General features: G+C 51.5%; 13 protein-coding genes and 1 pseudogene. 4 read left to right on the top strand and 10 right to left on the bottom strand.

Annotated elements, in window-relative coordinates; all coding sequences use genetic code 11:
* The first annotated feature begins 328 nt into the window (after nt 1-328).
* Together AC1MDT_RS06880 and AC1MDT_RS06875 are read left to right on the top strand one after the other, a co-directional pair.
* Entirely contained in the window at nt 329-1816 is a 1488-nt protein-coding gene (locus AC1MDT_RS06880; protein ID WP_480421313.1) for a topoisomerase DNA-binding C4 zinc finger domain-containing protein, read from the top strand.
* A gap of 496 nt (nt 1817-2312) precedes the next feature.
* Nucleotides 2313-2603 (top strand): DUF3892 domain-containing protein, encoded by a 291-nt coding sequence (locus tag AC1MDT_RS06875; RefSeq protein WP_480421312.1) that lies wholly within the window; start codon nt 2313-2315, stop codon nt 2601-2603.
* Nucleotides 2604-2827: 224 nt separating this feature from the next.
* Here the strand turns inward: AC1MDT_RS06875 and AC1MDT_RS06870 are convergent, their stop codons facing one another.
* The 8 genes and pseudogenes from AC1MDT_RS06870 to AC1MDT_RS06835 all read right to left on the bottom strand — a co-directional run bounded on the left by AC1MDT_RS06870 (nt 2828) and on the right by AC1MDT_RS06835 (nt 10735).
* Nucleotides 2828-5254, bottom strand: coding sequence for an AAA family ATPase (locus tag AC1MDT_RS06870; RefSeq protein WP_480421311.1), 2427 nt, complete (start codon nt 5252-5254; stop codon nt 2828-2830).
* 220 nt (nt 5255-5474) lie between these two features.
* On the bottom strand, nt 5475-6098 hold the full coding sequence (locus AC1MDT_RS06865) for a hypothetical protein (protein WP_480421310.1): 624 nt from the start codon (nt 6096-6098) through the stop codon (nt 5475-5477).
* Between the two features lie 621 nt (nt 6099-6719).
* Nucleotides 6720-7079 carry a hypothetical protein gene (locus AC1MDT_RS06860; RefSeq protein ID WP_480421309.1) on the bottom strand — a complete coding sequence of 120 codons (360 nt, stop codon included), beginning with the start codon at nt 7077-7079 and terminating at the stop codon, nt 6720-6722.
* A 196-nt stretch (nt 7080-7275) separates the two neighbouring features.
* Nucleotides 7276-8034, bottom strand: coding sequence for a hypothetical protein (locus tag AC1MDT_RS06855; RefSeq protein WP_480421308.1), 759 nt, complete (start codon nt 8032-8034; stop codon nt 7276-7278).
* Between the two features lie 353 nt (nt 8035-8387).
* Nucleotides 8388-8818 (bottom strand): annotated as a pseudogene (locus tag AC1MDT_RS06850) (OST-HTH/LOTUS domain-containing protein); the annotation flags it as partial.
* Nucleotides 8819-8847: 29 nt separating this feature from the next.
* Entirely contained in the window at nt 8848-9483 is a 636-nt protein-coding gene (locus AC1MDT_RS06845; RefSeq protein WP_480421307.1) for an alpha-ketoglutarate-dependent dioxygenase AlkB, read from the bottom strand.
* 371 nt (nt 9484-9854) lie between these two features.
* On the bottom strand, nt 9855-10259 hold the full coding sequence (locus AC1MDT_RS06840) for a helix-turn-helix domain-containing protein (protein ID WP_480421306.1): 405 nt from the start codon (nt 10257-10259) through the stop codon (nt 9855-9857).
* Nucleotides 10260-10423: 164 nt separating this feature from the next.
* Entirely contained in the window at nt 10424-10735 is a 312-nt protein-coding gene (locus AC1MDT_RS06835; protein WP_480421305.1) for a hypothetical protein, read from the bottom strand.
* A gap of 1433 nt (nt 10736-12168) precedes the next feature.
* On the opposite strand from AC1MDT_RS06835, the gene AC1MDT_RS06830 reads away from it, so the two are divergent.
* Together AC1MDT_RS06830 and AC1MDT_RS06825 are read left to right on the top strand one after the other, a co-directional pair.
* A complete protein-coding gene (locus AC1MDT_RS06830) occupies nt 12169-12777 on the top strand; it encodes a hypothetical protein (protein ID WP_480421304.1) in 609 nt (202 codons plus the stop codon).
* Between the two features lie 17 nt (nt 12778-12794).
* Complete coding sequence (locus AC1MDT_RS06825; protein WP_480421303.1) at nt 12795-13619, top strand: hypothetical protein; 825 nt, start codon at nt 12795-12797, stop codon at nt 13617-13619.
* 289 nt (nt 13620-13908) lie between these two features.
* On the opposite strand, the gene AC1MDT_RS06820 is transcribed toward AC1MDT_RS06825, so the two are convergent.
* Together AC1MDT_RS06820 and AC1MDT_RS06815 are read right to left on the bottom strand one after the other, a co-directional pair.
* The gene (locus tag AC1MDT_RS06820; RefSeq protein ID WP_480421302.1) at nt 13909-15189 is read right to left on the bottom strand and encodes a hypothetical protein; all 1281 of its coding nucleotides are present in this window, start codon (nt 15187-15189) and stop codon (nt 13909-13911) included.
* 437 nt (nt 15190-15626) lie between these two features.
* Nucleotides 15627-16019 (bottom strand): hypothetical protein, encoded by a 393-nt coding sequence (locus AC1MDT_RS06815; RefSeq protein ID WP_480421301.1) that lies wholly within the window; start codon nt 16017-16019, stop codon nt 15627-15629.
* Nucleotides 16020-16343: the final 324 nt, after the last annotated feature.

Genomic DNA, 16343 nt, shown 5'->3' with positions numbered 1-16343 from the left:
GGACAGCCTTAGTCGGACACGATCATTGGGGCAGCACTCTCTGCATAAGCGATTGTTCTAGATTATTGGGCCGACGATCATCGTATCTCAAAGAGTCAGCGTCCTGGCTTCGCCTTGCCAGCGCATCTGTTGCTCTTGCCAACGAGGAAATCAAAAAGTCTGCCGTTACACCGCAACGCATAGCGCGGCTGGGGAAAAAATTGACTCATTAGGGCCAGTTTTCAGTTCCTGACCGTTGGGATTGATCTCCATTGCGGTCAGAATGCCTGCCTCACAGGGAAGCAAGCAGGGTTACGCCTGCACCTGGTCATTTTGGTGGAGGTAGAGGTTGAGCAGGGAATATATTTGGGCCCCATCTTTTATTGGTCGAATGCTGACAGGGTCTGGTCGTTGGTATCTGCGCTTGGCGGAAGGGCGCTTTGAGTTGAGTGTTGACGGTCAGCCTGTTGCGATTCGCTTGGATAAAGGCGACCGGATTGTAGCTGGTCGCGGGCTGTTTTTGGGGCGATTGAAATATCCCGGGGGCAGCTTGGGCGGATTGCCCAACGCATTGGTACCGGGGCTCAATAATGTAATTGCAGATCTGATGGCGGCTCACGACAGGCTAGAAGAAGAAAAACTGCGAGAGGCCGATCTGCTTAATCAAGCCCGTGTGGCGCGTGTCAAGCAAGCCTATGAGCAGATCAGTGCTTGGTCGGCGGAGGTACGCGGCAGGGTCAACGAGTCCGAAGCACAAAGGCGATGGGTTACTTACGAACAGCAGTTGGCACTGGAAGCTAACAGACCGAGCTTGCTAATTGTTGATCATGAGCTTGATCTACTGCTCGATGATCAAAACCTGAGGGAGGCGCTGGGTATCCTGCGTGAGGATGCCCAGAGCTTGCTCGAGTTTTGGCGGGCTGACTGGGAGATGATGTGGAGTCAAGTCAACGAAGTGCACACCAAACGAGAGCTGATAGCGTCTAATAAGTTGTTCGCCAAGGTGGAAAAGCTAAAACTGAATGAGGAGCAGGCCCGAGCGGTGATCTGTTTCGACAGGTGCCCGCAAGCCCTATGTGATGTTTCTAGTCAATTTGTCAGCAAAAACCCTGTTCAGCTCCCTAAAACGGTGTTCTCCGAAACGCTGCCAGTCGGGCCGGCGGTGCGCGTGATCATGGTCGAGGAGTCGAACCAAACACAGCATGCCATCACCACATTTTTGGAGACGCTTGTTGCTGGCCTTAAGGATGGAACCATACCTCCTGAGAAAGGCCGTCTCATAAAGGTCTACGTGCTGGGGCGCTACAACGATGATGAGAAGTTAATACCGAAAGACTGGAAGGCTCGGTTCGGTCGGCACATCGAGCTGTCCTTCCTCAGTATCCATCGTTCCAAGGGAGCTGAGGCAGACTATGTGATCTTGCCAGCTATGGTCAGTGTCAAACGGGGAAGAAGTTTTCCCAGCACGATGACAGATGATCCTGTGCTAGGCATCGTGATGCCCGGGGGGGATTCATATCCATTCGGTGAGGAGCGGCGCCTCTTTTATGTCGCGCTGACCCGGGCTAGACGCACAGTTGTTATGTTTACGGCGCGCTATAAGGTATCCCTGTTCTTGAAAGAGCTGGTGCAAGACAGCGCAGTTCAGATCGAAGATGTGAATGGGGCGCTGGTAACCATCATCCCCTGTCCAAAATGTACGGTCGGCGACGTGGTTGTGCAGAATGGTAAATACGGCGAGTTCCTAAAGTGCAACAATTTCCCGGAGTGTGACTACAAAGCGTCGAAAAAGCCGGTCTCCCAAAAAGACCAAAGTATTTTCAAACAGGCGGTTTAAAAGAGAATTGGGGGGTTCAGAGGTTGGCCAGGAGAGCATCTATTGGAAAGTTTAACCGGTCGCTGACGCCTCAGAGCCACTTGAGGGCTCTGTTCAAACCAGCGACGCAGGCCTGTTCGCGAATGTCCATGTTCTGGAAGACATCGGGAGCAGACTGCTGCTGATCCAGCACCAACAGCCTTTCTCGCCGTTCAATACGCATCCCTTCCCAAGCATCGTCGAAAACGATTTGGAGGAGGGCGCGGATCTGCCGTCGACATCTATGCGTGGTGATCAACTGAGGTTTCGATTCGACCCAATCTTGCTGAGCGGAAAAGATCTACGTAAGCGGAATCGTGACGGGGCATCTCATGCCAATCAGAATGATCCGAAGCAGCTTACCGTTCGAGTAGTCTCTTCGCTTGCAAAAAAAGATGACCCTTAACCATTGCAATGTAAGAGCTGGACACCATATTGCTATCACCTCAATCGGAGGCACTACAACCAAGGAGTGATCATGACGGACTTTTGCATCACGGCGGTTAGCTTCAGCAAAGATCGACAGCACATAGAATGGGTGCAAGTACGCGAAGAACGTCCAGACTCGATCGGCCTGCCTCGTACAGTGGCGCGTGCCTTCGTCGCGGATCTCATCAGACTCAACAAATCCAGTTTTCAAACACGGATTGAAAACGCCACGGGGAAATTTGTTCACGGTGCACATGTCCACGTTTTGGAGGGCACCTATCTGACAACTGATCGTAACAGCACAAAAAGAGACAACCTAGGAAATTTGCCTGAGTTCTGATCGTAAGTCTGTGACGCGTAAAAACGATGGTAGTGCCCGTGGATATGGTGCCATCACCGCGTTTGAGGACAACCAGGCAAGCTATCTGTACCTTCTGGCCGTCAAGCCGACACCTGTAGCCCAAAGTCAGGGTTTTGGTGGACTTCGGGGGCAGGCGTTGGCTGAGAATGTATGTAACCCCGACGCTATAACGTCGACCGATGCGGTTTAGGTAGTCAATCTACTCACAAGGGAATATCTAGTTCTTCCTTTGAGCTTGGTAAGCTCGGAGGAGTTTGGTTTTGAGGTAGCGAGACCGCGGAGGTACTAGCGCTGCCATCATGCAGTGCTTGTTGGTCAACTACTATGGGCTGCGCAGCGCCCAATGCCTCGATTGTGGGTTCATTTTGTTGCGGTGTCACTTCAGACGGTTGAGCGTCTGCGGGAGCCGGCAAGGCATCCAAATCCACGTACTGGTCACCCATCATCATTTTATAATGAGGCAATTGCTCAGTCGCCTTGAATATCTTGAAGAAAATCTTCGTATAACTGGCGACCATAGGCTCTTCAATTGCCACATACAGATCGTCATGAGTGTAATGGGAGCCGTCATTCACCCATGAAATCAGCGACCTGCAATGGATTACGTCTTCGCCCTCAAAATGCTGATAGAGGTTGTTCAGGTCGACACCGCCCAAGATTTTAAAGTAGTTTTCCAATATCCGCCTTAACGTGTTCTGGATGGTTAAGCTCTGAACTTGAGGTTTCCTAAGCTCTGCCCAAAGCAACTCGTATGAAGTCTTGATTGGGTTGGCGGGGTAGCGCTCAAGCGTCGATTCCAGCCCTGGCTTTCTCACAATCCAGAAGCTTTCATCCTTTAGGGCCAACTCGCGTCGATCCTGGTTAAAGGTGATTTCTTTGTGGAAGTAGACGTTATGGGTAAGTATGAAAATCTGTTTGATGTACCCGGTTTTGCTCCGGATCTCGGTGAACAGCCTTTTGATGAGGCTGCCGACAATAAAAAGGATGTCGCTGTCCAAGCTCGATACTGGATCGTCTATGACGACCACCCGGTCTGCAGTCACTCCTGTGGTGGTGGAACTACCCTTAAGCAGGTGATAAAAATACAAGAAGGTGACAAATGTTTTTTCCCCTTCGCTGAGCGTGTGCTTAGCATCGCTGCCATCTGCACGCACAAGCTTGTATGCGCTTCCCGTCGAAGCGATGTCCAAGCGGAAGCCTCGGAAACCAAAGCTCTTCAGTAGGTGGTTGATAGCAGTTACGGTTGGCTGAATGCTGGTGGTAGTTTTCTCAAGCGCCCCCAGTTCCCGGTTTTTCTGTGAGATTTCCGTCGCGATTTTCTGCAGCCTTGTGTTAATCCCTACCATCGCCTTGTCCAAGGCATCTTTTTTGGTATCAAAATCGACCAACGCAGCCTTCAATTCCGTGTCGAGTACGTATCTCCAGACCTCTCCGGTGAGCTTTTTCTTCTCTGCCCCGAAGCTTGCGACGATTTTATTCTGGGCTGTAATTTTCTGGTTGGCGGCATTGATGATTGCCGATATTTCCTCACCGACAACGTTTAATGATTCCAGAGTAACCTGACCGCTAGGCTCAATTTTTTTCGAATGAATGCGCTGCAGATTGATGACCAGCAACGAATGCAAATGACTGATGCGTGGAACAAGCTTGTCAGCGTCGAGGAACGAAGATTCAAGCGCGAGCAGGAGGCTTGTTTGCTCATTCAACAGTGCGACCTTGGAGTGGTAGGCGCTCTGCAATTCCTCAATAGCTCGCGTATCAGCCTCGAAGGTTTCGTCAAAATATTCAGCGAGACTGTGTTCAAAGTCTTTCGTGGTCGTTTGCTGACAGAAAGGGCAAGTATCCCCATTCCCCTCAAAATATTTTAGGCCTTGCCTGACCCAGTCGCTGTTGTTGAGTTTGGCTATCATGGCCGCAATATCAACATCGCCCTTACCAAGGACTCGCTTTTGCAGGATAGGATTGCTGTGTAGAGCCGAGATGGAATCGAGGATGATCGGGGGGATGGCAGACGCGAGCGCAGGGGTATCGCCATATAACAGCACCGCCCGTTCGGCCAGGGAATCCAGGGTGGTCAGGGCTGATGTGTTGGACTTTTGTTCCGATAGAACTTTACCTCGAAAGCTGTCAGCGCTGTTTCTGAACCCCGCAAAGGCTTCCTGAAATGCAGCATCATGTTTTCGCTTTTGATCCCAACACCTATCCTTAAAAGCACTTTCAAGCTTCTTGAGCTCAGCCGTCTTCCCACCAGTGCCGTCAGCTCCACTCAGTGTCTCGCGAAGTGAGTCCCTCAGGGCTTCCAACTTGCCAATTTCTACCTTGGTATCGGCTATCTGATCCAATTGGGCTTGCTGTGCCTCACCGAGCGTGAACACGCCCTTCAGATCCGTCGCCTTGGTGAAATTTTGCTCAATGAACTCGTTGTTGTACACCATGGCTTCAATGGGCGCGCCTTTGCGCCACTTAACTTCGCAACTTGGCCAGGAGGAGGGTGAATCAATGAGACGGCTGATACTGGTTTTACCGGAGCCATTGGCACCGTAGAAAAAGTTGATCTCCTTGAGGTTGCCTACATCGATCGGGGCGTTTCCGTATGTGGCAATGTTTGCCAGGCGCAGTGAATCGATCATTTCTCTAGTCCCTTATGAGAAAGCCACAGACCTGAGCGTGGCTACAACTTGAAGCAGCGGATACTGAGGAGGCTGGCTGGTCGGCCAAGCATCCCAGGGGATCAAATTACTCCTGGCCTGTCATGGCGTCCACTTCACGGCGACGCCACCGGAACGAACGAGAGAGTAGCCTCGGCGCCATTCATCTGGGTGCTGGTGACGTTTAGTCAGGCAGAAATTTCTATGCCCTACGCGCCCTAGCAGAATGGATGTGACAATCCTTGCATACAGCCCTAAGAGTAGCTGTACGGTGCGCCTCAATTAGCAGCGTTCCTGCTCGATGCCCCAATGGCAAGGAAAAGGCTTCTTCAGCCCACCAGTCGAAACGCGCGAATATCTGACAAATCTCGGACTCGCTCAACTGGCCAATAATCCCTTCGGCAATGACTTTGAACTCCGGTTCCACATGATCAACCTCTTGCGCCGGCAGCACACCACAAAGCTCACATAAGCTACCCGCCTTACGTGGCGCCACCAGAGGCTGTGCCGCATCTCTGAGAATCCTGGTTAGCCAGTCATGATGGTTACGGGGCCTGATGCATTGAGCCCAGGAAACCAAATGCCATCCATGGCTTGGGAAGAAGCCATCGAAGTCATAATTCTTCTCACCTGGACGGGGGAGCTTGCGAAATCGAATGGGGCGCAATTGATGCAGTGCGCAATAGTAGTGCTTTGCGACAATCAGATCAGACACAAGCTCAAATTCGAACTCCTCCAGGAACGCGTACTGAGCAATCTGCGCACGGATGATCCGCTCAAGCTCCGCCTTACTATTATCTTGGAAAAATGGCTTGCCCTGACTCATGGCGTTTATCCCTGGCAACTGGTTCGACTGGCTGCTCCGCTTTTCGCGGGCCCATCCCGCCCGCTGGCGCGTAAGGCAGAAAGGATCGGCAATGGCGAAGGAGGGCATCAGTCATTTTGGCTTACGTCCACCTCAATCAACATTGTCACCTTGTCATGATCACCCGCCCGGGACTTCACTGCCATCGCGCCTCACGATACAACGGGGCAACTGGAGCGATCTTACGGGCTGACGATGACTTTGATATCCGAACCCGAGATGCTCTTGATGTACGAGTACGGGTGGCAAGTTGGCGTACACACCCAGGCCGCTGAACCATGTCACGCTCTCAACACCTCTATCAATTGATCTGATTGCACGACTGGGTTGGCCAGTCGGAATCCGTGCGCTGGTACTGGGTATGTTCGACAGCGCCAAAGCACAAGGGGTAAACGTCGCTCTGGTGACAGTCACAGCGAGCGTTGTCCTGGATTCATCAAAAGCTCATGCTGTTGTCGATCAGTTTTGGGCACTTCAGAGGAAAACAATAAGTGCCAGGAAACCGAGGTCGGCTTTCTCGAGTTGATCTGATACATAAATCCGCAGGTCTCTGCCTCTGAGTGTGTTCTTTCCAGAGATATGTCAGTGATTGGGGCTTGAGGATTCTAGGTATTGGTAGACCGGATCTGATCCAGACCCGACCCACGCATCCATTGCTCGCTGGATAAACGCTGATGTGTTGGTGGATAGATAATGTTTTGGTTCGTAGAGGAAGGTCGGTACGAACCATATCTCACCACCGACATACGTCTTGAACTCCAGGTAGTTCACAACGGGGTCTTTGCGGCCTGCAAGCCTCATGGCCGTGATGATCTGATCATTTAGGGTCAATCCCTGGCGGCGCATGACGGTGTGAACGACCACCACACCATGTTTGTTCAGTGCACTCACCAGATCGTGAATGTCGTCCGGTGGGCTTTGAATTACTAATACAGTTTGCATGGGCGTCCTTGGTCGATTGTGGAAAGTCACAAGGTCGCGGTGTCGCGTGCTGCGATTACTCGCGATACGCTTCTGCTCCTGCGTCCTCTGGGCTTTTGGCATCCCGCGAACCTTCAGAGCTCATCGCTCATGGAGGCACCTGGTACTTCTACCTAAGATGGGGAGTACGCTGCCAGGTGCTTATTGATACCAGACCTCACAGTTTGGTGACGCTTAGAATGGCATCGGTCGGAATGCGCTGAGCTTCAGCATCAAAGCAGGTGTTGGCGAATGAGGAGAACTCCCGATTGTTGATCTTGCCCCAGCAGTAGAGCAGGGCAACGCCAAGCAAGTGTTCATCGGTGTATTTTTCCGATCGAAATTTCACAATGCACTTGCGCAAGCCCCGAGCCACAATGACATCCACAGACTCGCCAAAGCATTTTCGGTAGCCATTGCAGATGTCTTCGATGATCTCAGGCATGTGCAGGTAGTCGTGATTGGACACCAGTGCCGAATTGAACGCCACCTCGCGAACGAGCATGGCATAGGGGCCATGATGGAAGGGATCCGCGGATTTGAGCCCGTACTGAAAGTCACCCACACCGTCCCGCCTTAATGCCGCAAGATTGGCCTTCTGTTCCGGCGTCTCCATCAGGCTATCAAGCATTGCCCAGATCTCATCCAATATCTCACCCAGAGGCAATATTCCCTGTGCGAAATCGATATCCGGATGCACCCGCGTCAGATGAAACCAGCAGACCTCGCTGATCGGCAACGGGGAAACACGCAGTTGTTGCTGACACACATCCAGCAAGTAAGTATCAGGGGCACAGGCGATCCCGCCGCTGGCATATGTCGCATCCAGGTTGACGCTTCGAAGGAGCGACTCAATGTCTCGAACGCCTGTGGAGAAAATCGTAGATAGACTACTGATGGTGGAGTCGTAAGTCTCGCAGTCGAGGATCGTCATCATTCACCGCTATTTGAGGCGTCCATTTCGATTGCACCCCGATTACCCCCCTTCACAGCTCGGCATAGCGCCGAGCGAGCTTCAACGGAGACCGTCTAATATAGCCCGGGTCGCACTCGCGGCCGGACGACAATTAACGCTTGATTACTCAGAACTGCTTTGGGCTGGTCGAGCCACACTTCTGCTTTCTCTTTTTTGACAAAGATCTATTCGGCGTGGTTTTGCATTCGCCTTGGGTAATTGATTTTTTGATTTCCCATGAGGTGCGGCAACCGGTGACTCCCACTTCATCGAGTCTGCGGTAGGCCGACCCAGCATCACGGTGGTCGGCCAGTGGGAACGCAGTGACCATGCTTTTAGCTATCTCGTTTATGCCTAGCGTACATCACCGCCGTCATGCCTGATGCCCCCCTGGCCTGTAGTTCAAAGGTGTGAGGGTATCCCTAGATCAGATCACTTAGCTTTTTGTAGCCATGAGTGCGCGGATCAAATTCGGCTCTTAGCTTTGAATGTTTGTTCCCTGCGCACCCAAGTGGGCCCAACCATCCTCATCCGCAATATCGTCCAGGATTTTGGCGATGAATCCCACGGGCGCCTTGGCCGTTTTTCTCGGCTCGGCAACTGCAACCGGTTTCGCGGAGTCAGTGCTTACGATCGGCCCAGGCAAAGCCTCTTCATTGATAGGCCCGGCGACGTCTTCGCGCAGCAACTCGATGTAGATGAACTTGTCGTACGCGGCTACGAAGGGCCTAGGAGTTTTCTCTTCACCAACCCCATAAGCGTCCAGCCAACAAACCTTCCGAACTCCAACATTACTCAACTTTTGTCCCGTACAGCTTGCGCCTTACTCTGGAAATTGACGCTGATTCGCGCACTTGAAATGCCCGGCTCTTTCGGTACGCAGTGCACCCAATCCTCCTGGGCACGTCCACCCATCACGACCAGGTCGCCGGAAGAGGGAATGAATGTCATCGAGTGGCCGCCCTTCAATGGCTTGATCAGGAATCGCCGAGAGGCACCAAGCGTGAGAACAGAAACTACGCATTCGAGCTTCCTGCACGCGTGGTAGTCACGGTGCCAACCAGTGCTGTCATGCCCATCGCGATACAGATTCATCCACACGCTGTCGTACGTAATGCCATAGTGACGTGTGAGTGCGTCGACGGCCTGCTGGAGGCCATGCTCAGTCATCTTCTGGAGATCTCTGTAGACCGCCGTCAGTCGCGGCTCGCGAATAACCTTGGTGAACATCCGTCTCTCGTGCTCTGCCCAAGGAACACTGGTGCACATCTGATCGAATAGTAGGGAAGAACCCGACACCCAACCAGGCACGATCTCAATCCAAGAATGCTCATCCAGATCAATCCGCTTTGCCGTGCGAAAGGATGTATCGATCGCAATTTCGGCACTGTTGTCGCTGAACAGATCGCTCTGGCCATCCAACAGATTCATGGGGTGTGTCAGTGAATGCATGACGATCCAAGTGCTCTGTCTGATTAAAATTGCTCAGCTCGATCACTGTCCTTGAACAGAGCGAAAGTCTCCGGATCGACTGAGCGACTTGCGCGACGTCTCAAGCATGTTCCTCCGCACAGGTAGCCCGGGCACCCAGTGCTCCCGATGCAGCGTCCATCCGCGTGGGCCGGTCATCTAGGTAAAGTTGAAAAAAAGTGGGCTGCGTTGTAGGCCGCAGCCAGAAAAATCTTAGATTATCTACACAATCTAAAATCCCCGAGCGTCTCTGGCAACGCGCAACGTAAGGGACGCCACCGTCATCCTCAGTGATTAAGCACCTCGGTCAGCAGGAAAGATCTGTAGCTCCATTAATCAGCGAAGCAAAGCTCCCCTTGCTGGGAGATACGTCTGGAATCCCTGCTCTCAGTCCAGAGCGAAGGTGCCCGGCCGTAAGAGTGGCCTTCAACCGGGATAGCCAGGTTGTTAAGCACACCTGCGTCGGCTAACTCGGACAGTTCTCTTTCCAAGCGAGTAACCAGCGATTTGACCGGCTGACCACTCTCGGCACCTAGCGTCAACGCGATGAGCGTCAGCGGACTCAAACTGAGGGGGCTGCTCAGGGCTGTAATCATTTCCAGGGTTGGGCTGCACTGGCCCCGCTCCAGCTTCGAGATGTACGTCCTGCTGCTGACCTGTGCGAGGTGCATTTGCGAAAGTCCACGAAAGGCGCGTGTGGCTTTGAGGGCAAAAGCAAAAGCGGTTTTGAGTGACATAAAAAGCCTCCTGCCTTGGTTCGTTTTTCGTCAAGTTTGGCCGGCCAGATTAAAAAAAACGGCGGCGGGGAGGCTACCACGCAAGCGCGCCTGTCTTCTTTTATTAGGACTTCTGCTGCAAGGACTCGCTGCGAGCTTAGGGAATACAGACCTTGCGATTCCTGTCACCGACCGCCATGTCGCTGAGCATTGAGTTGTGGATTGAGCCTCGAAGTATTGATTCTGGATGCTTCCAACCGCATGTCGCTCAGCTGCCACGTAAGGCGGGTCACCTCTAGCGAGAGCGTGTCCCGCTCCCTAGCTGCATCAGCATGCATCGTGACCAATTTGTGGATGTTCTTGCGCGCGTCCGACAGGTTTTTCTGCAGATGGCCTACTTCGCTGGCCAACATGTGCGCTTGTTGTTTCCAGCATTCCAGGGGCGAAGGGATGCCAAGATCCTCAAATCCACTGCAGTCAATCAGATCGTTTTCCATGGCAGCCCCCACTCAAAAGCTGTTCGAATGTACAGTGAGTACAAATGTACTCCATCCCCTGGCGGAGTCTCAAGGGGAGGAAGACAAAAGGTCAGGGACGTCGCTAGGGAATGTACGGACAGGCGGGGCGGGAGTTGGCGGCGTCTAAAACTCTGCCCGCATCACGCTGGATTTTAGCGGCAGGAGGTCGATCAGCATGGGAGTCATCGTCTGCCTGATCTTGCTTGGTGAGGAAGACAGGAATCCGGGAAAATGCAGGGTTGAGGTATGGTCACGATCCCGGTGTACCTTGCCTTTCGGGGCTGCAAACGCGGAATATTTAAACCACCGGTAAAGCTTGCCCGGCCGCATTGATCCGCTGGAACCTCATGGGCGCTGCGGTGTGCAGGGGTAACACATGCACAAAAATCCAGAGGTTCGAGAGCCATTATCGGTGACGGTGTGCAACCCCTATATCCCAGTAAACATCGTCAGGGAGTGTATGCTCTCGGGCTTTCGAGGTAGCTATGTCCGCTGCAGGGAGCCAGCCAAATCAGATCTTCACCTCGAGGGTTAGGCGATGATTCGTCATGACTGATACATTGTCTTGCAGATTTCCAGTGAGTGGTCAGCAACGAAGATATGCCTGAAGAAGCTCCCTAATTTCTTATTAACTGACTGGCACTTGATCAAGATCGATATGGTTAGTGAAATAAATCTATCGGATAATTTTAATCCATAGAGAGCAATTATAGGCACGCACATAAAGAAAGGCTTTGAAAAACACCCATCTAAACGATTAATACACTAAGTATACATTCAATTTACGTATATCTTAGGGTCGTAACCTCTTGATCCGCAACGACCAGAAAAATCACAGGGCCATTAAATGCATCAGGAATATTTAATTAATTCATTTATACATAATTACATCTCCATCAATAATGATAGAAAGACATGAGCCGCCACACCCGATACAGTGCCGACATGTTAGGCACCTAACTTTTATCATCCTTGACACCTCGTCATCGCGATCTATCATCAGCCTCGCACACAGCACTTTTATCAATACCAGCACGTCGAGTGATTATCCCTTTAGTAGCTTAGATAGCTCATTGGAGACTCTATCAATGACCGAGGATCAAGTCCAAATTGACCACACGCCAATAGATGTTCTCATCTCGCCCGACCGCCCGGGAGGGCCACCGTATGGGCCTCCTACTATGACCACGATCGTAGAGAACGTAACCAGAACTATCGTTAGCGTCCACGTAAGCATCCCGGGCTTGGACGACATGATGATAGTTCCTGAAACCAAGCCCAGTGATGATCCGCTCCTTCAGCCGCAGCTCTAAGGGAGAATAGTCTATATAACTTAGGCTTTTCCAAGCTTACTCGTTAAACAAAATAACTAGGCTGGGCCGCAGCTCCATGACAAAATATTGGAGATTAGCATGACCACACACCCTATAAACGCTTTTCTGGACATTACGATAGTCGATAAATACGTCGAAACTCAGAACGCCGTCGTACGACCTAACGTTGCCTACCTAATCGATGTCGATACTGGTGTTGTTATCTCTTATGCAATCTCGTTGGACAATCAAGAGCATCTCGCAGCAATAAAAGTAATCGAGCGAGCGAAGCGCGCACTGGACGCAAATCCTCCCAGCGAATATGAGAACTCGCATTCCATTTGTCTCGCAACCATCACGACTGATAATTCCTCTGAGGTTACCCATAAACGTGTTCGCAACGTTTTAATGAAACTAGGAGTTGAGTTACAGTGTCGCAAACCAAGTCTGTGGGGATGTCCCGGCGAACGATTCGCTGGCTATCTCTATAAGCGCACTGTCTCTAATGAGACGGGGGCTGGCCTATCAGGCAATTCACCGCATTCGCCCATGACTATTGAAGAGTTTGAGCGTTGGATTGTTGGCCAAATTCGCAAATATCACAAGACTGACCCTCACAAATCAGGCAACCATCCTAAGAAAGCCTGGAAAGCTCATTACAGTTTTCCGTTACCCAGACTGCTCCGATCAACACCTCGCCTCATCTAATAGAGAAGGCTGTTCTAATGCTTTTCTCGCTGGAGTCCAGATTCAAGGGCGAGAGCTTGGTCAAATACGGTTTGAAGCAGCTGTCATCGACCATTATCAAGAAATCCAACTGGGCGATCGCTGAGGCGTATCTTCTGAAATGCGGGTACGGATTTCCGAACACCCTGCAGGTCATCACTCAGATCCTCACGACCTACCATGGCTATCAATATCCATTGAATATGAAAGCGCTGGGCGACTTCAGCCGAAACCTGCTTGGATCAGCTGCTGCAGCGAATCACCACAGTGAGACCGCCTGGCTCCTATGGCTGTGCAAGGAGCTCAGCATCCACCTCGATTCACCGCTGATCCTACAGGTGCTCCAAATGGAGAGCTCCGTATGCTCGCTCGTCGCATTTGATCTTATTAATTCAGGTTTGGTAGACGGAGAAGTGGATCTCACTGAACTGGTTGCGCTACCCGTCACGGAACAGGCGCTCAGAGGGAACAACTGGTTGCTGGCTTATGAAGGGGGACGCAGGCAGTGGCTCGGCAACCCCAACCTTGCCTTTATCCAAGGTGATTCATGCTTCGCGGCCCTGCTTGACGCGGACGTCAGTTTTTATGACCAGGGAGCCAAACTGCCTGCCATATTCCAGCTTAAGCCCGACGCATCGAACGCTGTAGATTTTGACTCGGACGAAGAAATTGACAGCGAATCTAAGTTCGACAGTATGGATGAAGAATATTTCGATTCCGCTGCCCCAGATGAGGAGGGGGAGGAGGGGGAGCCGGGCGGTGCGAACGCAGGGGCAGGCTCGGACAATCTTGCGGTAGATCCGGAAGCACCGGATGATTGGTGAGGCTATGCACAGATACTTGGTGTGTAGATATAACCCATGGCGAATGCTGGTCGAGTCCAATGTAAACATGCGCGATATCAGTAGAGAAGGCTATACCTCATTTGCTGGTTCAATGTGAAACCGATCGTAGCCGCATCATGCGATCCGCGAGGTGTTGATCCCCTTATGACCGTCACGAACACTGGGGGCTAGGGGAAGTGGGCAGTTCGGCCCAAGGTTAATGGCGAGATCACCTCGCTAGGGCGTGTACTTGCGCTCCGTATCACGATTCAAGCCTTTACAATGAGCTTTAATGCTCGCGAAACCACTGTGATGTCGGAGCCTCCCGACGGATACCAATATCTGGCCAAATATTGGTGTCGTGTTCAACCTTAACGGGTGTAAATGCCTTCGGCAGCATCCCAGCGGACTGAGCAGACTTCCTTAGCTCAAGGAATGTAAGTGAAGCATCAGGCCAGAGTTTTTCAGACCATATCCAGTACCTGCGAGTAGCCAGCTGCCCTGACCGGAGTTCCTTCAAGATATTGGCAGTGAAGTCGCTGAACAACCCTATCAGGCTGCCATTCCCGTAAGCATCAGCGCCGTGATCCAAGGGAAATAGGAAGCTTCGGGAACTCACAGCTGGATCGTTTTTATGCCTATATAGAGCAAAACGACGGTAGCAGGGGGCAAATGCCGGGCTCAACATATAACTCCTACCGGGATAGTGAGGGTTTTCAAAGCAGCCAGGTTCTGCATCTTGAGCGCCATCGCCCTTATCCGTGGTATGGGCCCTAAAATGTGAAAAAGTGGCTTTGACAGTCGCTGTCGAACCCAGCGCGCGCATGGGAATTTCCGAGTGGACTGCCACAGCGACCATGAACAGGAAGGGCTCCCATTTTCCGTTCCGCTGTGCCAATGACTCAGCAATTTTCAGCAAATCGTCCAACTGTTCCGATGTAAAAGTCGTTCTGGGCTTCTTTTCACGTTTGTCGAAGTTTTTCGACCGGATGTCACGAAAGGGATTTCCTTTCAGCATGGTTGCCTCAGAAGAGCCAGCCACTGAAGCCAAGTAATCAAAGAATTCCCGTCCTCGTGCAATGAACCAAGTGAGATGATGCCGGGAGCTCAGACCAGGGTCAGTACCCGATAGACCTTTCCTGAAGATCGGGCGCCAAGCATCGTTAATCGGCTTGTCGGCAAAATCCTGCCTGGCCTTTCTTGAGTAACGAGAACCGCCAGCGCTAGATACCCAGGATAAGGGGGGCCGCATAATGAACTTGATAAAATCTTCAGCATCATTGGCATGCCAATCTGACAAGGCCTTGCGGCGAATCGACCAACTCCAGTGCATCATTGACTCGATGATAGGACACAGAATGTTGTAATGCCTTTCATTGAAATCAGAGTGTCGACGCTGCGCCACGAGAAAATCTAAGCCTGTACGCCAGGTGCTCAGAGCCTCTAGATGAGTAGGAACTTCATCAAGACGGTTGTGCACATCATGATTGATGGGATGTGCTGATCCTGCATGCTCATAGAGCAGGGTCAAAGGAGGAAACAATGGATAAGGAGCTGGCGGGTCAACCATATGTAACAAGCCCTGGGCCAATATGCTCGGCAGTCGTTTTGATCGTCGCTTCGGTATGACAGGCAGGCGCCGAGCGGTCAGCCGCATCGGCCATAGAAGCGTAGACTTTAGTGTGAAGTCCTGCACAGGATCAGTGCGGGCCGTGTGACTAGATTGGTTGGGCGTTTGGTTGCAAAACTGCTGCGCAGGGTATTGGGGGATTCTGGCTTTTACGTCCATGCAATTGGCAACGCACTGGGCCAAACCTCAAGAGCTATGCAAGGTAGGGATGGTATGTCGTTGATTTCTCGAGAGTATGGCAATTAGTGGCAAAGTCCGGTTTTTAGGTGCCGGTGACACCTATGCGCAACTATAGAGTAATACGTGATTTAACATAATATACATTATGCGAACTTTCCTATACAGGTACGGTGGGCTCTGATGCCTCTACAGAATCCTCATCGAGCTCGTGTGCTGGCTGCGTCAGCATCGGCAAGATATTTTTCAATAAAACCACCCAATGTGAAACCACTGGACACGAAGTCCTGCAAATACAGGACTCGACCACCATTGACAGCAGCATCATATATTGGACCTTTTGAACCACTAGAAGCATTTTCCTTCTTGTCTGCAGTGATAAGCACAGACGTGAAAGATGCTACAGCCAAGGAAGCATCGGCCTCATTTTTCCCTAGTGAGGTAGATTTCCGTTTGGAGCTGTTACGCAAAAAACGTTGCGTTTCCTCACATTGCCGCCATTCACGTTCAACCTGGGACTCGAAGGTTCCCTGACCAAAGCCCGCATAACGCGCGGGCTCTCCTGGGACGTTTGCTTCAGCAAAGCCAAACACAGCGGTGGTCTCAACCTCACAAAGCCCGATACTTTACGGACGTAAGCTTTGAAGGGACGTTTGTCGTCACCATGTTTGGAAATATCAGGGATCTGAAGCAGTTCTATTTCAACCTCCCTAGTGATGTACAAGGAAAACTTTTCAGAGGGCAATTCAACGGATAGGTCAAAATCATTGTCGAAGAAATAATTCCACACGCAGCTATCAATAGTTACCGAAATGGTCATTTAGCGCTCGCCGTTGTTCCAGTATTAAGAAGACACTCTAACCTTCCTACTGCCATCTAATAATAACCCTGAATTATAACTAAACTAAATATCTGTT

The organism is Pseudomonas sp. ASL7, from assembly GCF_056680375.1.
Note: the sequence above shows the minus strand (reverse complement) of the source record. Positions and strands in the feature narration are given on the sequence as shown.